This window comes from Rhodococcus sp. LW-XY12 (genome assembly GCF_019317345.1).
GTDB lineage: Bacteria > Actinomycetota > Actinomycetes > Mycobacteriales > Mycobacteriaceae > Rhodococcus > Rhodococcus pyridinivorans.
In genome coordinates, this window is the sequence record NZ_CP079225.1 from 692,374 (window position 1) to 712,185 (window position 19,812).

The window sequence follows — 19,812 nt, forward strand, 5'->3', positions numbered from 1 at the left end:
CGGCATCCGCTACGACAATGGCTGTCCGCTACGGAAATTTTCCGTAGCGGACAGCTATTTCTGTAGCGACTACGCGCCGGCGGCGTTATCACGACATCCGCCGGCTCGAGGACCTCGACGAGGAGAAGGTCCGGAAGTGGGTGAGACAGGCCGCCGCGCTGCCGGGGGAGAAGATGTAGCACGCCGATGTTCGGGGGAGTGATCGGGCACACGATAGTTTGGGTGCATGACCACGCCTCTCCAGGACATCCCGATCAACACCCTCTCGGGTGAACCCACGAATCTCGGCGCGTACGAGGGCCACGCGGTACTCGTCGTGAACGTCGCGTCCAAGTGCGGCCTGACCCCGCAGTACACGGCACTCGAGAAGCTCGCGCAGGAATATCGCGACCGCGGACTGTTCGTCGTGGGCGTGCCGTGTAACCAGTTCATGGGTCAGGAGCCCGGAACGCCGGAGGAGATCCAGGAGTTCTGCTCCGCCACCTACGGCGTGACCTTCCCGCTGCTCGAGAAGATCGAGGTCAACGGCGAGAACCGGCATCCGCTCTACGCCGAGCTCACCAAGCACCCGGATGCCTCCGGCGAGGCCGGCGACATCCAGTGGAACTTCGAGAAGTTCCTCATCGCTCCCGACGGCACGGTCGCCGCGCGCTTCCGTCCCCGCACGGAACCGGATGCGCCCGAGATCCTCGACGCCCTCGAAGAGATCCTGCCGGCCTGACATGTTCGGCACAGAAGCGCGGGACGCGCTGTACGACATCATCCGCATGCGTCGCGACGTCCGTGCAGAATTCAGCGGGGAACGGCTCGACGAGGACACGCTGATGCGCATCCTGCGGGCCGCCCATCACGCACCCAGTGTCGGCAACACCCAGCCCTGGGACTTCGTCGTCGTACAGGACGAACAGCGGCTGAAGGAGTTCGCCGAGCACGTCGCCGGTTGCCGGCAGGCGTTCGCCGACTCGCTCCCCGAGGACCGGAAGAGCACCTTCGACCCCATCAAGATCGAAGGCATCGTCGAATCGGGGACCGGCGTCGTCGTCACCTACGACCCCGAACGCGGCGGCAAGCACATCCTCGGCCGTCACACCATCGACGAATCCGGCCTGTTCTCGGCCGTGCTGGCGATCCAGAACCTGTGGCTCGCCGCGACCGCCGAGGGCCTCGGCGTGGGATGGGTGTCGTTCTACGAGGAGGACTTCCTCGCCCACTTCGTCGGAGTGAGCGCACCCGTGCGTCCCATCGCGTGGCTGTGTGTCGGGCCGGTCACGCGGCTCCAGGAGATACCCGACCTCGAACGGTTCGGCTGGCGCAAGGGGCGCCGGCTCGAGGAGGCCGTGCACCGCGACAGGTTCGCGGCGCCGGGTGACCGGGAAGCCTGATCCGACGGGTGGCGACCGGTTCGTGAGTGCGCGAGCCGGCCGCCACCCGCTGTTTCACAGATCGGTCGTCACCTGCCTGTTTTCAGAGTTCGGTCGCGACCTTCCAGGCACTGTGGATGGCGCCCTCGATGTAGTCGACCCGACCCGCGTCCCCGACGACGCGGACATCGATGTCCGAGCCGGCCAGTTCGTCGGCGAGCGGTGCTGCCGCCGACACACCGGACGCGACCACGACCATGCGGGCGCGTACCGATTTCGTCTCGCCACCCACGGTGAACTCCACCGTCTTCGGGGTGATGCGCTGAACCGTCGCACCACGATGCACCTCGAGGCCGACCTCGCGCGCGTGCTTGACGGCGGTCCACCGGCGCGGCATCGCCATCGGCACCCCGAGCTGCTTCCCCTCGGCGAGCAGCGTCACCCGGCTTCCCCGCTCGGCCATGAACTCCGCGAGTTCGAGCCCGACGAGCGACCCGCCGATCACGACGACGTCCTTCGCCATCGGCAGGAAACGCAGGAACCGCCGGCTCAGATCACGGATCCTCCGAGGGCTCGTGGTGATACCGGCGAGCCTGCCCACCCGGCCCATCACCCGCAGCACCGGGGACTGATCGGAGACGTCGCCCGCACCCGTCATGAGCGCACGCATGCTGTCGCCGGTGTGCACGTGCGGCAAGTCCCCGCCCGGCACGGTGGGACGTTCCCGCACGGCGCCCGTCGCGACGACCACCACGTCCGGCTTCAGGGCGCGGATCGATGCGGAGGTGGCCTCGGCGCCGAGCCGCACGTCGATGCCGAGGCGGGTGACCTCGGCCGTCAGCCATTTCAGCAGCCGCTCGTTGTCGGGGGTGGTGAGGGTCGAGAACCACAGGGTCCCGCCCAGCCGGTCGGTCTTGTCCAGGACGGTGACGCGGTGCCCGCGCTCGGTGGCGACCCGCGCAGTCTCGAGGCCGCCCGGCCCGGCACCCACCACGACGACGTGCTTCGGCGCCGCAGTGCGGACGAACGGCACGAGTGTCTCGTTGCCCAGCGCCGGATTGACCGCACAGATGGGCGTGGCATCCCAGAAGTTCTCCTGCACGCACACATAGCAGTTGATGCACGGGCGGATCTGCTCGCTGCGGCCCTGCTTCAGCTTGGCGACGAGCGCGGGATCGGCCAGCAACTGACGTCCCATCGCGACGAAGTCGGTGACGCCCTCGGCGATCATTCGCTCGCTGACCTCCGGCAGCATGCGGCCGACGGTGATGACGGGGATCGACACCGCACGCTTGATGACCGCCGCGTTGTGGGTGTAGTAGCCGACCTTGTCCGGCAACGGGCCGTCGGTGAAATTCGCGAACGCGTTCAGCGCGGTGCCAGTGACGTGGAGTGCATCGGCACCGGCCTGCTCGAACAGCACTGCGGCAGCAGCGGATTCCTCGACGGTCAGGCCGTCCGTCTCACCGTATTCCTGCCCTGCCAGCCGCACGATGACGGCGAGGCGGTCGCCGACCTCGGCCTTGACCGCGCGGATCACCTCGCAGGTCAGCCGGGCCCGGTTCTCCAGCGACCCGCCGTATCCGTCGGTGCGCTGGTTCGTGTAGCGGCTGAGGAAGGCGCCGAGCACGTAGTTGTGGGCGGCGTGGATCTCGACGGCGTCCGCTCCGGCGGCGGCGACCCGGCCCGCGGCCTCGGCGAACATCCGGATCAACCATTCGATGTCGCTCTCGGAGGCCTCGTTGTAGGTGGCCTGCGCGCCACCCTGGATCGATGCCATGCGCTGCAGTTCCGCGGGCGTGCAGTCGGCCATGGCGCTCATGTCGCTCGGCGGCTTCGGGATGCTCGGCACGAGCTGCGGCCGGCCCTGCAGGGTGTCGATACGGGCGACCTTGCCGTGGTGCACCATCTGCACGCACAGTTTGCTGCCGGCCTCGTGGACGGCGTCGGTCAGTGCGCGGAGGCCGGGGATGAACCGGTCCTCGGACAGGCCGGGTTCCTTCGTGCTGGTGCATCCCGCCGGATAGGCGACCGCGCAGCATCCGGTGACGATCAGCCCGGTGCCTCCGGCCGCGCGGGCGACGAAATGATCGATGTCGCCCTGCTCGATCTCCCCGTCCTCGCAGAGGTTCATGTCCATGGCGGGCATCACCACGCGGTTGTCCAGGGTGATCGGCCCGATGGTGCCGGGGGAGAGAAGGCGCGTATAGGTCTGGTTCGGGACTGCCACGCCCGGACGGTATGCCCGGCTCCGTGTGGCCGTCGACACTGTCCCGATGAACGGGATGCGGATCGCCGGCCCGAGTCTTCATCCGGACTTCCCGGTCGGGCAGGACGCCGTTCACCCGAGTGCAGCAGGCTCGGGGGCATGAGCGGACGGATGATCGTGTCGGTGTCGGGGATCCGGGACGTCACGCGCGACCTCGTGGACGCCTTCGCCCGTGAGACGGACGCGCGTGGAGTGCCGTTGTCGCTGTTCGTCGCACCCCGCCTGAAAGACCACTACCGCCTCGTGCGGGATCCGGCGACGCAGGAGTGGCTGCTCGAGCGACGCGAGGGCGGCGACGCGATCGTGCTGCACGGTTACGACCAGGCGGCGACGAAGCGACGTCGCGCCGAGTTCGCGACGCTGCCCGAGCACGAAGCACGGTTGCGCCTGCTCGCCGCCGACCGTGTGCTCGAGGAGACCGGACTGCGCACCCGGCTGTTCACACCACCGCGATGGCGCGCGTCGCCGGGCGCAGTGACAGCACTTCCGCAGGTCGGTTTCCGGATGATGGCGGACAACGCGGGGATCCACGATCTGGTGGCGGGCACCGTGACGAAGACGCGGCTGTACGCGCTCGGTGACGGTGCGGGGTCGGACGTGTGGCGCTGCCGCGCGATGGTGATGGGCGCGTCGCGGACGGCGCGGCGCGGGGAGCTGCTGCGTCTGGCGATCGCCGCTCCCCGGCTCGCCGAGTCCGGACCCCGGCAGGCGATCCTCGACGCCGTCGACCTCGCGCTGCACCACGGTGCCGAACCGACCGTCCACGCCTGGCGGCCGCGTCCGTCGAACAGCCGCGTGGCGTGATCCCGCCTGGCCCGCCGGTGCTCCCGGTCGCCGCATCCGCTCGGTAATGTTGGCGGCCATGGATGCTGACGTGATCGTGGTGGGGGCGGGACTCGCGGGGCTCGTGGCGGTCGGTGAACTGATCGACGCCGGTCGCAAGGTTCTGCTGGTCGATCAGGAGAACTCGAACAACATTGGTGGGCAGGCCTTCTGGTCGTTCGGTGGGTTGTTCTTCGTCGACAGTCCCGAACAGCGACGACTCGGGATCAAGGATTCCTACGAACTCGCCTTGCAGGACTGGATGGGGACCGCCGGCTTCGACCGCGAGATCGAGGACCGCTGGCCGCGGCGCTGGGCCCAGGCCTACGTCGAGTTCGCCGCGGGGGAGAAGCACGCCTGGCTCGAGCAGCGCGGGCTGAAGATCTTCCCGATGGTCAACTGGGCCGAACGCGGCGGATACGACGCTGCAGGGCACGGCAACTCGGTCCCGCGATTCCACATCACCTGGGGTACCGGTCCGGGCCTCGTCGAGATCTTCGAGCGCAAGCTCCGCGAAGGCGTCGAACGCGGTCTCGTCGCGCTGAAGCACCGCCACCGGGTCGACGAACTCGTCGTCACCGACGGCGCTGCCACCGGTGTGCGCGGAGCGATCCTCGAGCCCACCGACGCGGCGCGCGGCGTGGCGTCCTCCCGCACCGTCGTCGGGGACTTCGAGTTCTCCGCCGGAGCCGTGATCGTCACCTCCGGCGGGATCGGCGGCAACTACGACCTCGTGAAGAAGAACTGGCCGAAGCGGATGGGGGAGCCGCCGAAGCACATGCTCAGCGGTGTGCCCGCGCACGTCGACGGCCGGATGCTCGAGATCACCGAGAAGGCCGGCGGGAACATCGTCAACCGCGACCGCATGTGGCACTACACCGAGGGCATCACCAACTACGACCCGGTGTGGCCCGATCACGGCATCCGCATCCTGCCCGGCCCGTCGTCGCTGTGGCTCGACGCCACCGGCAAGCGGTTGCCGGTGCCGTTGTTCCCCGGCTTCGACACGCTCGGCACCCTCGAGTACATCGTGAGCACGGGTTACGACCACACCTGGTTCGTGCTCGACCAGAAGATCATCGAGAAGGAGTTCGGGCTCTCCGGCTCCGAGCAGAATCCCGACCTCACCGGGCGCAGCCTCCGCCTGCTGCTGCAGCGGGTCAGGTCGGGTGCCCCCGGACCGGTCGAGGCCTTCAAGGAACGCGGTGTCGACTTCGTCGTCCGCGACACGCTCGCCGATCTCGTCGCGGGCATGAACGAACTCACCCCCGAGGCGCCGCTCGACTACGAGCAGGTGCGTTCGGTGGTCGAGGCCCGGGACCGCGAGATGGACAACAAGTACACCAAAGACCTGCAGGTCGCGGCGGTGCGCTCGGCACGGGCCTACGCACCCGATCGCGTCGTCCGCATCGCGGCGCCGCACCGGATCCTCGACCCCAAGGCCGGACCGCTCATCGCGGTCAAGTTGCACCTGCTCACCCGCAAGACGCTCGGCGGGCTCGAGACCGACCTGTCCTCGCGCGTGCTGCGGTCGGACGGGTCGGTCTTCGACGGACTCTTCGCCGCCGGTGAGGTCGCCGGCTTCGGTGGTGGCGGCGTCCACGGCTACCGGTCGCTCGAGGGCACCTTCCTCGGCGGTTGCATCTTCTCGGGACGGGCGGCGGGTCGCGCCGCCGCCCGCTGAACCTCCCGTCGGCGTCGACTGGGACAGCAGAGCGCAAAACGGTCGTAGGAGCGCGAAACATCCCGCGCCGACGACCGTTTCGCGCTCCGCAGCGTCAGACCTCGACGCCGTCTTCGTGCGGCAGCACGCGGAATTCGGTGCCCTCCGGCGCCATCTCGCTGTACCGGCCGTAGAAGATGCCGCGACCGTTGTCGTTGACGATGCCCTGGTGGATCGGCACGGCGACCCGCGGATTCACCGCGCGCAGGTAGTCGATCGCCTCCCAGATCTTGAGCCACGGCGCGGTCGACGGCAGGGCCAGCACGTCGACGCGCTCGTGCGGGATGTACAGCGAGTCGCCGGGGTGCAGCAGCCGCGACGGATTCTCGTCGTCGCCCACGAGGAAGGCCGTGTTGTCGATGACGGGCATGTCGGGGTGGATCACCGCGTGCCGTCCGCCGGTGCCGCGTACGGTCAGCGAACCCACCGAGAAGGAGTCGCCGGGACGCACCGCGGTCCAGTCGCCGTCGAGCAGGTTCGCCGACTGCGGGTCGGAGAACAACTGCGCTCCGGGGTTGGCCTCGAGGAGCGCGGGCAGCCGGGTGGTATCGGCGTGGTCGGGATGCTGGTGGGTCACGAGGATCGCGTCGAGTCCGGTGATGCCCTCGAACCCGTGGGAGAAATTTCCGGGGTCGAAAAGGAGCTTCGCGCCGAGGTGTTCGACGAGGATGCAGGAATGGCCGAAATGGGTCAGTTGCATGTCGTCGAGTATGCCGTCGGGAGGAGCCCGATGACCGACTCACGGACAGGAACTCCGCTTCGGCAGCTTCCTCACGCCGTCCGCTGCCGATCCGGCGGGCGTCGTCGACCTCGCCGTGGTGTCGGAGAGCGCCTGGACCGCATCGCAGCCCCGGCGAAGCGGTCGACGCACTGATCGAGGCGATCGGGGTGATCCGTGCTCTGTGGTCGGACGAGAAGGGCGCGGCCGGGATCGACGGCACGTACTACCGGCTGACCGGCGCGAAGCGGGGCCCGTTCCCCGCGCACGCTCTCGGCATCTGGCTCGGCGCCTACGGCAAGCGGATGCTCGACGTCACCGGCCGCTTCGCCGGCGGATGGCTGCCGAGTTCGTTCGCCGCCGGGCCCGAGAAGCTGGGGGAGATGAGCGCTCGCGTCGACGAGGGCGCGCACCGTGCCGGGCGTGATCCCGCCGCGATCCGCCGGCTCTACAACATCTCCGGCACCTTCGCGGAGACCGCGGACGGGTCGCGGTCCGACCTCGAACGTTTCGCCGGTGAGGTCGCGCCCCGCGTGCGCGAACTCGTTGCTGCCGAGCGGCGTTGAACGGGGGTGACGGGTCTCGCACGAGCGGGACCTCGGCCGATGCCCTTCCCGGTGGCCACGGCCGGTAAACTGCTGGATGTCCGGTGTCCGTCCCCGGGCGCCAGCACTACTACCGAGGAGCAGCACGTGGCGCGTGTCGTCGTCGAAGTCATGCCCAAAGCCGAGATTCTCGACCCCCAGGGTCAGGCCATCACCGGGGCGCTGTCGCGGCTGGGCTTCGCGGGCGTGACCGACGTCCGTCAGGGTAAGCGTTTCGAGCTCGAAGTCGACGGCAGCGTCGGCGACGAGGAGCTCGAGAAGATCGCCGAGTCGTTGCTCGCCAACACGGTGATCGAGGACTGGGCCATCCGGCGGATCGACGGTGACGCATGAGCGCACGCATCGGAGTCATCACCTTCCCGGGCACGCTCGACGACGTCGACGCCTCCCGCGCGGTGAAGCTCGCCGGTGGTGAGGCCGTGAGCCTGTGGCACGGGGACGCCGATCTCAAGGGGGTCGACGCGGTGATCGTGCCCGGCGGCTTCTCCTACGGCGACTACCTGCGCTGCGGTGCCATCGCACGGTTCGCACCGGTGATGGGCAAGGTCGTCGAGGCCGCGCAGAAGGGCATGCCCGTCCTCGGCATCTGCAACGGCTTCCAGGTGCTGTGCGAGGCGGGTCTGCTGCCCGGCGCGCTCACCCGCAACGCCGGTCTGCACTTCGTCTGCCGCGACGAGTGGCTGAAGGTCGAGTCGAACACCACCGCGTGGACCTCGCGCTACGAGGCCGGCGCCGAGATCCTCATCCCGCTCAAGTCGGGTGAGGGCCGCTACCAGGCATCGGAGAAGGTGCTCGACGAGCTCGAGGGTGAAGGTCGCGTGGTGTTCCGCTTCGCGGGCGACAACCCGAACGGTTCGCAGCGCGGCATCGCCGGCATCTCGTCGGCGAACGGCCGGGTCGTCGGTCTCATGCCGCACCCCGAGCACGCCACCGAGGCGCTCACCGGCCCCAGCGATGACGGACTCGGCATGTTCTACAGCGTGCTGGACGCGGTCGTCAACGCGTGACCGCCTGACCGGAATTTTCCGGCGAAGCCCCCATCGACCCTCCCGGGTCGTGGGGGCGTCGCTCGTTCCGGCGGGCTCGAGGAATCCTTCGAACCGAAGTTCCGGAACAGGAGAGACGGAACGAGGGACCCCGCCACCGTCCCGATCGGCTGCGGAATCCCTCGTCCCTACAACCCGGAGCTCGACCCCCCGATCAAGTCCCGGGCGCGATGTCGTCGTCATCCCCCATGCGCGACATCGCGGATCAGTCTGCCGGAGCCGAATCGTCCTGTCCTGAGTAGGACTACCCAAATCGGGCCTGTCCGTCGACGGGCGTTGCGTGTCGGTCCCCGGCGGTACCGTCGCGCCATGACAGCGACCATTGCGATGATCACCTTCGACACGACCGATCCGGCTCCGATCGCGAGATGGTGGGCCGGGCGTACGGGCGGCCGCATCGAGCAGGAGAACGACGGCTGGTTCTTCATCGTCGCCCTGCCACAGGGCATCAGGCTGGGCTTCCAGAAGGTGTCCGATCCGACACCCGGGAAGAACCGCGTGCACCTCGACCTCGCCGCCCCCGACCTCGACGCCGAGGTCGAGCGCTTCGTGCAGGCCGGCGCGAAGGAGGTCCACCGCGAGGACATGGGCGACGACTTCCGCTGGGTGACGCTCGCCGACCCCGAGGGCAACCTGTTCTGCGTCGCCGAGGGGCACTGACACTCGGTACGAGGAGAGCGGGCCGGCGCTTTCGGTCGGCGCTCCCGCTGTCCGTGATGCGAAGATGCAGTCATGTCTTCCACGCGTGCCGATGCTCGGGGTCTCTGTAGTTTCGTCGACCTGTCGCCGTCGCCGTTCCACGTCTGCGCCACCGTCGCCGCGGCGCTGACCGAGGCGGGCTTCGTCGAACTGCACGAGCAGCAGGCCTGGCCCTCCGAACCGGGACGCTTCTTCCTGATACGCGGCGGGTCGCTGATCGCATGGAGCACCGAGGGTGTCGCCGACGATCCGGCCGCACCCTTCCGCATCGTCGGCGGGCACACCGACAGCCCCAACCTGCGCGTCAAACAGCATCCCGACCTCACATCGGCGGGCTGGCGGATGGTGGGACTCGAACCGTACGGCGGTGCGTGGCTCAACTCGTGGCTCGACCGCGACCTCGGCATCTCCGGCCGCTTCACCGTGCGCGCGGCGGAGACGACCGAGGACGTCCTCGTCCGAGTCGACGCGCCGGTCCTGCGTGTCCCGCAGCTCGCCATCCACCTGTCCGAGGACCGCAAGGGCGTCCAGCTCGATCCGCAGCGCCACGTCAACGGCGTCTGGGGAGTCGGCACCGAACCGCGCTCGTTCATCGCGTGGGTCGCCGAGCAGCACGGAATCGACCCGGGCGCGGTGCTCGGCTGGGAACTGATGACCCACGACCTCGCACCGAGCGCGGTCGTCGGGCCGGGCCGCGACCTGGTCAGCGCACCGCGTCTCGACAACCAGGGCACCTGCTACGCCGGACTGCACGCCCTTCTCGCCGCCGCGGAACACGTCGCAGCGCACGGTGGCCCGATGCCGCTCCTCGCCCTGTTCGACCATGAGGAGGTCGGCAGCATGTCCGACCGCGGCGCCTTCTCGGAACTGCTCGACACCGTCCTCGAACGGATCGTCCTGCTCCGGGGTGGCGGCCGGGAGGAGTTCCTCCGCGCCCGCGCCGGCTCGATCGTCGCGTCCGGCGACATGGCGCACGCCACGCACCCCAACTACCCCGAGCGGCACGAACCCGCCCACCGCATCGCGGTCAACGGCGGACCGGTCCTGAAGGTGAACCAGAACCTGCGCTACGCGAGCGACGCGACCGGCGCCGGAGCCTTCGTGCTGGCCTGCGAGCAGGCGGGGGTCCCGCTGCAGCGGTACGTGCACCGCGCCGACCTGCCGTGCGGCTCGACGATCGGCCCGATCACCGCGTCGAGGACCGGCATCACGACCGTCGACGTCGGCGCCCCGCAGCTCGCCATGCACTCGGCGCGCGAGTTCATGGGCGCGGACGACGTGGCGAGCTATGCGCAGGCCCTGACCGCTTTCCTGACCCCGGCATCGTGACCGCGTTCGCCCGCCCCGAAGCACCCGCCGGTGACACACTGAAGACGGTCGTGTCCGGTCGGAGAGAACGGGGGAATGCAGTGGACGTCCCGTCCTACCCCGATCATCTGCTGTCCCTCGACGAGTGGGCGGCCCTGCCCGAATCCGACGGGCACCATGTGGAGGTGTGCGAGGGCGTGCTCCTCGCCGCGCCCGCGCCGGGGGCGGCGCACGATCATGCCGCGGTGACCCTGGCGTTGCTCCTCGACGAGAAGCTGCCCGACGAATGGTGCGCGCTCGGAGGCGTCGAGGTGCTGGTCGCGGAGAAGCCGCTGACGGTGCGGTGCCCCGACGTGATCGTCGTGGGACGCTCCCTCGTCGACGCCGATCCCGATCGGGCGCCGATCTCCGAGGTGAAGCTGGTCGTGGAGGTCACCGTCGACGGCACGGCCCGCACCGACCGCGTCACGAAGTTCTCCGAATACGCGGAGGCCGGCGTCCCGCAGTACTGGATCGTCGATCTCGGCGGACCGCCGGTGATCGCGACCTTCACGCTCGTCGACGGGTGGTACCGATTCGACGGGGAGCACTCGGGCACCGTCACCCTCGATGCGCTGGGCACCGAGGTGGCCGTCACACCGTCGGGGTTCGTGCCCGCACCGGTGAACCCCGTCGCGCCTGCACAACGATAGACTGATCCGCGGCAGTTCCCGCCCGGCCTGCCGTTTTCGATCCCAGAGTGAAGGGACCCGACGCCCAGTGTCACCGCACGTGGATACCGTCTCCCACGCCGCCGAAACCCCCGACGCCGCTCAGCCCTATCGGGAGCTGGGTCTGAAGGAAGACGAGTACACCCGGATCAAGGAGATCCTGGGCCGTCGCCCCACCGACGCCGAACTCGCCATGTACTCGGTGATGTGGTCCGAGCACTGCTCGTACAAGTCGTCGAAGGTGCACCTGCGCTATTTCGGCGAGACCACCACCGACGAGATGCGTGAGTCGATGCTCGCGGGCATCGGTGAGAACGCCGGCGTCGTCGACATCGGCGACGGCTGGGCCGTCACCTTCAAGGTCGAGTCGCACAACCACCCGTCCTACATCGAGCCGTACCAGGGCGCCGCGACCGGCGTGGGCGGCATCGTCCGCGACATCATGGCCATGGGCGCCCGCCCGATCGCCGTGATGGACCAGCTCCGCTTCGGCGCCGCCGATCACCCCGACACCCGTCGCGTCGTCGACGGTGTCGTGCGCGGTGTCGGCGGCTACGGCAACTCCCTGGGCCTGCCCAACGTCGGTGGCGAGACCGTCTTCGACGCCTCCTACCAGGGCAACCCGCTCGTGAACGCGCTGTGCGCGGGTGCGATGCGCGTGGAGGACCTGCACCTCGCCCACGCTTCCGGCACGGGCAACAAGGTCATCCTGTTCGGCGCCCGCACCGGCCTCGACGGCATCGGCGGCGTATCCGTCCTCGCCTCCGAGACCTTCGACGACAGCGCCGGCGGCCGCCCCAAGAAGCTCCCGAGCGTGCAGGTGGGCGACCCCTTCACCGAGAAGGTGCTCATCGAGTGCTGCCTCGACCTCTACCGCGAGAAGCTCGTCGTCGGCATCCAGGACCTCGGCGGTGCCGGTCTGTCCTGCGCGACCTCCGAGCTCGCCGCCGCCGGCGACGGTGGCATGCACATCAACCTCGAGCGTGTCCCGACGCGCGCGAAGGGCATGACCCCGGCCGAGGTGCTGTCCTCGGAGTCGCAGGAACGCATGTGCGCGGTCGTCACGCCCGACAACGTCGATGCCTTCATGGACGTCTGCAAGAAGTGGGACGTCCTGGCCACCGTCATCGGTGAGGTCACCGACGGCGACCGCCTCGTCATCGACTGGCACGGCGAGACCGTCGTCGACGTGCCGCCGCGCACGGTCGCGCACGAGGGCCCGGTCTACGAGCGCCCCGTCGAGCGCCCGGCCTCGCAGGACGAGCTGATCGCGAACACCACCGCCGGCCTGAAGCGTCCGGAGACCGCCGACGAGCTGCGCGAGACGCTGCTGAAGATGCTCGCGTCGCCGGCGCTGTGCAGCCGCAAGTGGATCACCGAGCAGTACGACCGCTACGTGCGCGGCAACACGGTGCTCGCCGAGAACGCCGACGCCGGTGTGGTCCGTATCGACGAGGAGACCGGCCGCGGCATCGCGCTCGCGACCGACGCTTCGGGCCGCTACACGCAGCTCGATCCGTACACGGGCGCCCAGCTCGCCCTCGCCGAGGCCTACCGCAACGTCGCCGTCACCGGTTCGACGCCGAAGGCCGTCTCGAACTGCCTGAACTTCGGTTCGCCCGAGGACCCCGGCGTGATGTGGCAGTTCCAGCAGGCCGTGCGCGGCCTCGCGGACGGCTGCGCGAAGCTCGGCATCCCCGTCACCGGTGGCAACGTCAGCTTCTACAACCAGACCGGCGCCACCGCGATCCTGCCGACCCCGGTCGTCGCGGTGCTCGGTGTAATCGACGATGTGCACCGTCGCATCCCCACCGGCGTCGGCCTCGAGCCGGGCGAGACGCTGATCCTGCTCGGCGAGACCCGCGACGAGTTCGACGGCTCCATCTGGGCGCAGGTCGAACACGACCACCTCGGTGGTGTCCCGCCGAAGGTCGATCTCGACCGTGAGCGGCTGCTGTCGGAGATCCTCACCGCCGGTTCGCGCGACGGCCTGATCTCCGCCGCACACGACCTGTCCGAGGGTGGTCTCGCGCAGGCCGTCGTCGAGGCCGCACTCGCGGGCGAGACCGGCTGCCGCGTGCTGCTCCCCGAGGCCGCCGATCCGTTCGTGACGTTGTTCTCCGAATCTGCCGGCCGCGTGCTCGTGGCCGTGCCGCGCACCGAGGAATCGCGCTTCACGGGCATGTGCACCGCACGCAACATGCCGTGGGTGCGCATCGGCGTCGTCGACGAGGGATCCGACTCCGTCGAGATCCAGGGCCTGTTCTCGATCCCCATGACCGAGCTGCGCGAGGTGTGGGAAGGGACCCTGCCTGCCCTGTTCGGGTAACCGTGCCGGCCACCCAGGTCGATCGACTGGCGGCGTTCGAGGCCCGGCAGGGCCGGATCATCGCCGCGGTCACCGACTTCGGTGAGCGCCACCCCCTCACCGCGCGGGTGTGGGGGTGGCTCGGCCTGGACTTCACGGGCGTCGCCTTCGCCGCGCTGTTCTTCTGCTGGTCGCTGACGCCGTCGCTGCTTCCGCGCGACTGGCTCTTCCAGGGCCTGATCGGCGGCATCAACGCCACGATCGGGTACGGCGTCGGATGCGTCGTCGGCTGGCCCGTGGCCCGCTTCCTGCTCCCCGCGTGGCGATGGTGGCCGCCGCCGCTGCCTGTGCTGCGTGCCATCAAGGTCGCGGTTCCGGTCGCGGCCGTTCTCGCGTCGCTCGTCGCGCTCGTGCTCTCCGCCGGCGAGCAACGCCAGCTCGCCGCCCTGATGGGTGTCGAGGGCACCACGACCTCGGGATATCTGCGCACCATCGTGCTGAGCGTCGCGGTCGCTGCCGCCCTCATCGCTCTGTGGCGCGGGTTGCGCGACATCGTCCGCTGGGTGTCGATGCTGCTCATGCGCCGTACCCGGATGCCGCTCGGTCTCGCCCGCACGCTCGGCGTTCTCGTCGTCGTGTTGGCGACCTTCATGCTCATCGACGGCGTGCTCGTCCGAGGCTCCTACGCGATCGTCAATCAGGCGTTCGGCCTGGAGGACGACACCACTCGTCCCGGGGCGATCCAACCGGTCGACCCCGCAAAGTCCGGCAGTCCCGAGTCCCTCGCGGCCTGGGAGACGCTCGGATTCGAGGGTCGCAACTTCGTCTCGCGAGGACTCGACGCCGAGGAACTGACCGCCGTCAACGGCAGTCCCGCACCGGAACCGATCCGCGTGTACGTCGGTCTCGACACCGCACCCACCCCGGAAGAACGCATCGACCTCGTCCTCGCGGAACTCGAGCGGACCGGTGCCTTCGACCGCTCGACGCTCGTCCTGATCCCCACCACCGGCACCGGCTGGGTCAATCCCACCGCGGCCCGCGCGATGGAGCTCGTGCACAACGGCGACCTGGCGATGGTGGCCTGGCAGTACTCCTACCTCCCGAGCTGGATCTCCTTCCTCGCCGACCGTGAGAAGGCTGCGGCCGCAGGCAAGATGCTGATCGAGCGGGTACACGAACGCTGGTCGCAGCTGCCCGAGGACGACCGCCCCGATCTGTTCCTCTACGGCGAGAGCCTCGGCACGCAGTCGGGGGAGGGTGCCTTCGACAGCCTTGCCGAGATCCGCGCCCAGATGGACGGGGTGTTGTGGGTGGGCCCGCCCAACTCCAACCGTCTGTGGCGGCAGCTCGTCGAGCGCCGCGATCCCGGCACGACCGAGGTGCAACCGGTGTACGCGGACGGTCTCGTCGTGCGCTTCGCAGACAGCCGGGAGGCGATCCACGAGCCCGACACACCGTGGCTGTCGCCGCGCGTGCTCTACATCCAGCACGCCTCGGATCCCGTCGTCTGGTGGTCGCCGGACCTGTTGTTCTCCCGCCCCGACTGGCTGTCGGAGCCGCCCGGACGCGACCGGCTGCCGCAGATGCGGTGGTTCCCCTTCGTCACCTTCTGGCAGGTCTCCGCAGACCTCACCAACGCTGCCGGCGTCCCCGACGGACACGGCCACAACTACGGGTCGGCGGTGCTCGAGGGATGGATCGAGATCACCCAGCCCGAGGGCTGGACCGAGAACGACACCGAGCGGGTGCGCATCGCCCTCGAGGCGTTCGCGGAGGACGACGGGCCCGAGAAATGACATCGCGAGTCGCTGCAGTGACCGGTACCGCCATGAGCTGCACCGCTGCGGGATGTGCCGCCGCGCTGGTCGCGTGGAACAACCTCGTCCTCCCGGCGATGGATCTCGGTCCGCGCGGCCGGGCCGCAGCGAACGTCGGATTCGGTGTCGCGCTCGCCGCGGCGACCCGCGCGGCCGGGGTCTCCGCAACCGAGCTCGGCTGGCGCGGGGCAGGGAAGGGCCTGCGGTGGGGGACCGCGTCGGTGGTCCTGCCCGTCGCGGCCTACACGGTGATGCTCGCCGTCCCACCCGTACGACGGCGGATGGCCGCCGGAGCGCGACGCGCCGACCACACCGAGTGGGTCTTCGTGCACATCCCCTTCGGGACGGTCCTGGCCGAGGAGCTGCTGTTCCGATCGGTTCTGTACGCCCTGACCCGCCGCGAGTCACGGAGGTGGCACCGGGTGCTGACCTCGGTAGCCTTCGGGCTCTGGCACGTCGCCCCCGCCCGGCACGCCGGGGACTCGGTGCCCGGAACCGTCGCGCTCACCGCCCTGAGCGGGGTGGTGTTCGACGAACTGCGACGACGGACCGGCAGCGTCGTCGCGCCGATGCTCCTGCACCTGGCGATCAACGCCGGCGGGGCCGTCGCCGTGGGCATCGCGACGAGGCTGCGTACTTCCGAGCGCGACGCGCGTCGCTAGGGTGTGCTGCCATGGCACCCCGGAGACCCGTCGACCCCGCCGAACTGCGCGCAGCTCTCGAACGGGTGGGTCCGTGGATGAGGGGGGAGAGCGACGAGAAACCGCCGCGCTCCGATCTCGCCGCCGCTGTGCGGCTCAGTGCCCGCAGCCTCGAGCAGATAGCCCCTGGGTCGAGTGTGGAGGTTAGGGTGCCGCCTTTCGTGGCCGTCCAGTGCATCGAAGGCCCGCGTCACACGCGGGGGACACCACCGAACGTTGTCGAGACCGATCCGCGGACGTGGCTGCGTCTGGTGGTCGGCAGCATCGATTTCGCCGGGGCCGTCGACTCGGGTGCGGTAGAGGCGTCGGGTGGGCGCGCAGCGGAGATCGGACGGCTGCTCCCGATCGCCCGACTCTGACGTTTGCCGGGGTTCACGCCGGGCGTCCGGGAAGAAGCACCCCGCGCTGCCCGTAGAATGGGGGGAGCCCCGCTTGTCCAGCCTCAGGGAGCACGTCCGTGACCAGTGCCGATCTGTCGGTCCACACACGTAATCTTCTCGCCTCCACCGAACCCGAGAACGAACCCCGCGAAGAGTGCGGAGTGTTCGGAGTGTGGGCTCCCGGCGAGGACGTGTCGAAGCTCACTTACTACGGTCTCTATGCGCTGCAGCACCGAGGGCAGGAAGCTGCGGGCATCGCCGTGGCCGACGGTTCGCAGGTGCTCGTGTTCAAGGATCTCGGTCTCGTCAGCCAGGTCTTCGACGAGCAGACGCTCGCCGCGATGACCGGCCACATCGCCATCGGCCACTGCCGTTATTCCACAACCGGGTCGACGACCTGGGAGAACGCGCAGCCGATCTTCCGCACCACCGCCGCCGGCTCGGGCGTCGCGCTCGGCCACAACGGCAACCTCGTCAACACCGCCGAACTCGCCGAACGCGGACGTCGTCTCGGCGTGCTCGATCCCACACGGCCCGGTGCGGCGAACTCCGACTCCGACACCGTCGGTGCGTTGCTCGCTCACGGCGCGAAGGACAGCACGATCGAAGAGGCCGCGATGAAGCTGCTCCCGCAGCTGCGCGGCGCGTTCTGCCTGACCTTCATGGACGAGCACACCCTCTACGCGGCCCGCGACCCCTGGGGTATCCGCCCGCTGTGCCTCGGACGCCTCGACCGCGGCTGGGTCGTCGCCAGCGAGACCGCCGCCCTCGACATCGTCGGTGCCTCCTTCGTTCGCGACATCGAGCCCGGCGAACTGCTCGCGATCGACGCGGACGGTGTGCGCTCGTCGCGCTTCGCGAACCCCGAACCCAAGGGCTGCGTCTTCGAGTACGTCTACCTCGCGCGCCCCGACTCGACCATCGCCGGTCGCTCCGTCCACGCGACCCGCGTGGAGATCGGCCGCCGGCTCGCGAAGGAACACCCGATCGACGGCGATCTGGTCATCCCGGTACCCGAGTCGGGCACCCCGGCCGCCGTCGGTTACGCGCAGGGCTCGGGGATCCCGTACGGCCAGGGCCTGATGAAGAACGCCTACGTCGGCCGCACCTTCATCCAGCCCAGCCAGACCATCCGCCAGCTCGGTATCCGGCTCAAGCTCAACCCGCTGCGCGAGGTGATCCGCGGTAAGCGCCTCGTCGTCGTCGACGACTCGATCGTGCGTGGCAACACCCAGCGCGCCCTGATCCGCATGCTGCGCGAGGCCGGTGCTCTCGAGATCCACGTGCGCATCGCCTCGCCGCCGGTCAAGTGGCCCTGCTTCTACGGCATCGACTTCGCGTCGCCGGCCGAGCTGATCGCCAACGGTGCAGGTACCCGCGACACCGTCGAGGAGGGGCACGACTACGACGAGATGGTCGAGATGGTGCGCAGGTCGATCGGTGCCGACTCGCTCGGCTACATCTCGATCGACGGCATGATCGGCGCCACCGAGCAGCCCGCATCCCGTTTGTGCGCTGCATGTTTCGACGGCCACTACCCGATCGCCCTCCCCAGCGAACATCAGGCGGGCAAGGACGTCCTCGCCGGCGTCGTCGACACCGATTCGGCCACCCCGACCGTGTTGGACAACGACAACGCGGACGTTCTCAGTCGGCCGTAGAAGCTGGTCGGGTACCGTAAGTGCCGCGGTCGGCACGGTTCGGCGTGCGTTTCGCATGCCCGGACGCAGGTGTGCCTGCCCGCATGTAGCCAGATATTTCACGACAAGACACAACTCGAGGCTGGAGCCGACAACTCATGACCGAGGACGCAACCCCCGGAGCTTCCTACGCCGCGGCGGGCGTGGACATCGAGGCCGGTGACCGAGCCGTCGAACTGTTCGCCCCGCACGCGAAGAGGGCCACCCGCCCGGAGGTCATGGGCGGCCTGGGTGGGTTCGCCGGTCTGTTCGCGCTCAAGGACGGATACAAGGAGCCGCTGCTCGCGGCGTCCACCGACGGTGTCGGCACCAAGCTCGCGGTGGCGCAGGCACTCGACAAGCACGACACGGTCGGTCTCGACCTCGTCGCCATGGTCGTCGACGACCTTGTGGTCTGCGGCGCCGAGCCGCTCTTCCTGCAGGACTACATCGCCGTCGGCCGCGTGGTGCCCGAGCGGGTCGCGGAGATCGTCGCCGGCATCGCCGAGGGCTGCGTCCAGGCCGGTTGCGCGCTGCTCGGTGGCGAGACCGCCGAGCACCCGGGCGTCATGGCCGCCGACGACTACGACCTGTCCGCGACCGGCGTGGGTGTCGTCGAGGCCCAGAAGCTGCTCGGACCCGACCGCGTGCGCCCCGGCGACGTCGTCATCGCGATGGGCGCCTCGGGTCTGCACTCGAACGGCTACTCGCTCGCCCGCAAGGTGCTGCTCGACATCGGCAAGATGAGCCTGACGGCGCACGTCGACGAGTTCGGTCGCACCCTCGGCGAGGAGCTGCTCGAGCCCACCCGTATCTACGCCAAGGACTGCCTCGCGCTCGCCGCCGAGACCGAGGTGCGTACCTTCTGCCACGTCACCGGTGGTGGTCTCGCCGCGAACCTCGCGCGCGTGATGCCCAAGGGGCTCGTCGCAGAGCTCGACCGCACCACCTGGAGCCCGGCTCCGGTCTTCGGCCTCATCGCGCAGCGCGGACGGGTCGAGCGGGTCGAGATGGAAAAGACCTTCAACATGGGCGTCGGCATGGTGGCCATCGTGGCCCCCGAGGACGTCGACCGGGCTCTGGCGGTGCTCACCGCCCGGCACATCGACTGCTGGACGCTCGGCACGGTCCGCAAGGCGCAGGACGGCGCCGACGAGCGCGCGGTGCTGCTCGGAGACCACCCGCGCTTCTGACGGGCGCGCGTCGCCCGACGCGAACACGACGAAAGGCCGGTTCCCCCAGGATGAATGGGGGAACCGGCCTCTCGGCTACTGCCGTGTTGTGAACTCGGAAGTCACAGGCTCGAAGGCTGCGGACGGTGACGAGCGCCGTCCGGCCTCGCGTCGAACGCCGACCACACCACCGACGGAGGGGGAGCCGAAAGTCGGCCTCCCCCTCCGTCGGAGAGTGATATCAGGTCAGCGACGCCAGTCGTCGTCGTAGTCGTCGTCCCAACCGGAACGTTGCTCGGCGAAGACTTCGTCCCGCTGCGAGTTGGTTGCTCCGCCAGACAGCTCTCGCTGGAGGCTCTCGAAGTCGGTGGACGGCGAGCTGTACTTGAGTTGCCGTGCAACCTTGGTCTGCTTTGCCTTAGCCCGGCCGCGGCCCATGGCCAACCCCCTCGCGCTTTGACGGGGCGGCCTGGGGAAAAGTGGCGGCCCCG

The 19,812-nt window shown here is 69.4% G+C and carries 19 protein-coding genes; 16 read left to right on the forward strand and 3 right to left on the reverse strand.

What is annotated here, in order from left to right:
• The first annotated feature begins 226 nt into the window (after positions 1-226).
• Together KXC42_RS03270 and bluB are read left to right on the forward strand one after the other, a co-directional pair.
• Complete coding sequence (locus KXC42_RS03270) at positions 227-721, forward strand: glutathione peroxidase (RefSeq protein ID WP_016695454.1); 495 nt, start codon at positions 227-229, stop codon at positions 719-721.
• Position 722: 1 nt separating this feature from the next.
• Positions 723-1,382, forward strand: coding sequence for a 5,6-dimethylbenzimidazole synthase (gene bluB / locus KXC42_RS03275; protein WP_219129922.1), 660 nt, complete (start codon positions 723-725; stop codon positions 1,380-1,382).
• 82 nt (positions 1,383-1,464) lie between these two features.
• On the opposite strand, the gene KXC42_RS03280 is transcribed toward bluB, so the two are convergent.
• A complete protein-coding gene (locus KXC42_RS03280; protein WP_219129923.1) occupies positions 1,465-3,591 on the reverse strand; it encodes an FAD-dependent oxidoreductase in 2,127 nt (708 codons plus the stop codon).
• A 138-nt stretch (positions 3,592-3,729) separates the two neighbouring features.
• Here KXC42_RS03280 and KXC42_RS03285 point away from each other — a divergent pair, with 138 nt between their 5' ends.
• Both KXC42_RS03285 and KXC42_RS03290 read left to right on the forward strand, forming a co-directional pair.
• Positions 3,730-4,434 carry a DUF2334 domain-containing protein gene (locus KXC42_RS03285; RefSeq protein ID WP_200359420.1) on the forward strand — a complete coding sequence of 235 codons (705 nt, stop codon included), beginning with the start codon at positions 3,730-3,732 and terminating at the stop codon, positions 4,432-4,434.
• A 58-nt stretch (positions 4,435-4,492) separates the two neighbouring features.
• Positions 4,493-6,136 (forward strand): FAD-binding dehydrogenase, encoded by a 1,644-nt coding sequence (locus tag KXC42_RS03290; protein ID WP_219129924.1) that lies wholly within the window; start codon positions 4,493-4,495, stop codon positions 6,134-6,136.
• Between the two features lie 94 nt (positions 6,137-6,230).
• Here KXC42_RS03290 and KXC42_RS03295 read toward each other — a convergent pair whose 3' ends face one another.
• The gene (locus KXC42_RS03295; protein WP_006551826.1) at positions 6,231-6,875 is read right to left on the reverse strand and encodes an MBL fold metallo-hydrolase; all 645 of its coding nucleotides are present in this window, start codon (positions 6,873-6,875) and stop codon (positions 6,231-6,233) included.
• 188 nt (positions 6,876-7,063) lie between these two features.
• Between KXC42_RS03295 and KXC42_RS03300 the strand changes: the two genes are divergently transcribed.
• The 12 genes from KXC42_RS03300 (at position 7,064) to purM (ending at position 19,342) form a co-directional block, all read left to right on the forward strand.
• On the forward strand, positions 7,064-7,459 hold the full coding sequence (locus tag KXC42_RS03300) for an LLM class flavin-dependent oxidoreductase (RefSeq protein WP_006551825.1): 396 nt from the start codon (positions 7,064-7,066) through the stop codon (positions 7,457-7,459).
• A gap of 126 nt (positions 7,460-7,585) precedes the next feature.
• A complete protein-coding gene (purS, locus tag KXC42_RS03305; RefSeq protein ID WP_006551824.1) occupies positions 7,586-7,831 on the forward strand; it encodes a phosphoribosylformylglycinamidine synthase subunit PurS in 246 nt (81 codons plus the stop codon).
• Positions 7,828-8,505, forward strand: a complete 678-nt coding sequence (purQ, locus tag KXC42_RS03310; protein ID WP_006551823.1) for a phosphoribosylformylglycinamidine synthase subunit PurQ — start codon at positions 7,828-7,830, stop codon at positions 8,503-8,505. The genes purS and purQ overlap by 4 nt, the downstream gene beginning before the upstream one ends.
• 348 nt (positions 8,506-8,853) lie before the next feature.
• A complete protein-coding gene (locus tag KXC42_RS03315; protein WP_033096835.1) occupies positions 8,854-9,204 on the forward strand; it encodes a VOC family protein in 351 nt (116 codons plus the stop codon).
• 72 nt (positions 9,205-9,276) lie between these two features.
• Positions 9,277-10,572: a M18 family aminopeptidase gene (locus tag KXC42_RS03320; protein WP_219129925.1), complete on the forward strand. Its 1,296-nt coding sequence runs from the start codon at positions 9,277-9,279 to the stop codon at positions 10,570-10,572.
• A gap of 80 nt (positions 10,573-10,652) precedes the next feature.
• Entirely contained in the window at positions 10,653-11,243 is a 591-nt protein-coding gene (locus KXC42_RS03325) for a Uma2 family endonuclease (RefSeq protein ID WP_006551820.1), read from the forward strand.
• A 67-nt stretch (positions 11,244-11,310) separates the two neighbouring features.
• Complete coding sequence (purL, locus tag KXC42_RS03330) at positions 11,311-13,590, forward strand: phosphoribosylformylglycinamidine synthase subunit PurL (RefSeq protein WP_219129926.1); 2,280 nt, start codon at positions 11,311-11,313, stop codon at positions 13,588-13,590.
• A gap of 2 nt (positions 13,591-13,592) precedes the next feature.
• On the forward strand, positions 13,593-15,368 hold the full coding sequence (locus KXC42_RS03335; RefSeq protein ID WP_006551818.1) for an alpha/beta-hydrolase family protein: 1,776 nt from the start codon (positions 13,593-13,595) through the stop codon (positions 15,366-15,368).
• Positions 15,365-16,051 (forward strand): CPBP family intramembrane glutamic endopeptidase, encoded by a 687-nt coding sequence (locus KXC42_RS03340; RefSeq protein WP_082937734.1) that lies wholly within the window; start codon positions 15,365-15,367, stop codon positions 16,049-16,051. The genes KXC42_RS03335 and KXC42_RS03340 overlap by 4 nt, the downstream gene beginning before the upstream one ends.
• Positions 16,052-16,062: 11 nt before the next feature.
• Entirely contained in the window at positions 16,063-16,449 is a 387-nt protein-coding gene (locus KXC42_RS03345) for a sterol carrier family protein (RefSeq protein WP_024103011.1), read from the forward strand.
• Positions 16,450-16,547: 98 nt separating this feature from the next.
• Entirely contained in the window at positions 16,548-18,131 is a 1,584-nt protein-coding gene (purF, locus tag KXC42_RS03350; protein WP_006551815.1) for an amidophosphoribosyltransferase, read from the forward strand.
• A gap of 137 nt (positions 18,132-18,268) precedes the next feature.
• Positions 18,269-19,342, forward strand: coding sequence for a phosphoribosylformylglycinamidine cyclo-ligase (purM, locus tag KXC42_RS03355; protein WP_006551814.1), 1,074 nt, complete (start codon positions 18,269-18,271; stop codon positions 19,340-19,342).
• 225 nt (positions 19,343-19,567) lie between these two features.
• Here the strand turns inward: purM and KXC42_RS03360 are convergent, their stop codons facing one another.
• Positions 19,568-19,759, reverse strand: a complete 192-nt coding sequence (locus tag KXC42_RS03360; protein WP_006551813.1) for a DUF3073 domain-containing protein — start codon at positions 19,757-19,759, stop codon at positions 19,568-19,570.
• Positions 19,760-19,812: the final 53 nt, after the last annotated feature.

What these genes read in the sequence shown, in the direction of transcription:
- KXC42_RS03270 (WP_016695454.1), top strand. Translation starts at nt 227, where the DNA reads ATGACCACGCCTCTCCAGGACATCCCGATCAACACCCTCTCGGGTGAA.
- bluB (WP_219129922.1), top strand. Translation starts at nt 723, where the DNA reads ATGTTCGGCACAGAAGCGCGGGACGCGCTGTACGACATCATCCGCATG.
- KXC42_RS03285 (WP_200359420.1), top strand. Translation starts at nt 3,730, where the DNA reads ATGAGCGGACGGATGATCGTGTCGGTGTCGGGGATCCGGGACGTCACG.
- KXC42_RS03290 (WP_219129924.1), top strand. Translation starts at nt 4,493, where the DNA reads ATGGATGCTGACGTGATCGTGGTGGGGGCGGGACTCGCGGGGCTCGTG.
- KXC42_RS03295 (WP_006551826.1), bottom strand. Translation starts at nt 6,875, where the DNA reads ATGCAACTGACCCATTTCGGCCATTCCTGCATCCTCGTCGAACACCTC.
- purQ (WP_006551823.1), top strand. Translation starts at nt 7,828, where the DNA reads ATGAGCGCACGCATCGGAGTCATCACCTTCCCGGGCACGCTCGACGAC.
- KXC42_RS03315 (WP_033096835.1), top strand. Translation starts at nt 8,854, where the DNA reads ATGACAGCGACCATTGCGATGATCACCTTCGACACGACCGATCCGGCT.
- KXC42_RS03320 (WP_219129925.1), top strand. Translation starts at nt 9,277, where the DNA reads ATGTCTTCCACGCGTGCCGATGCTCGGGGTCTCTGTAGTTTCGTCGAC.
- KXC42_RS03340 (WP_082937734.1), top strand. Translation starts at nt 15,365, where the DNA reads ATGACATCGCGAGTCGCTGCAGTGACCGGTACCGCCATGAGCTGCACC.
- KXC42_RS03345 (WP_024103011.1), top strand. Translation starts at nt 16,063, where the DNA reads ATGGCACCCCGGAGACCCGTCGACCCCGCCGAACTGCGCGCAGCTCTC.
- purM (WP_006551814.1), top strand. Translation starts at nt 18,269, where the DNA reads ATGACCGAGGACGCAACCCCCGGAGCTTCCTACGCCGCGGCGGGCGTG.
- KXC42_RS03360 (WP_006551813.1), bottom strand. Translation starts at nt 19,759, where the DNA reads ATGGGCCGCGGCCGGGCTAAGGCAAAGCAGACCAAGGTTGCACGGCAA.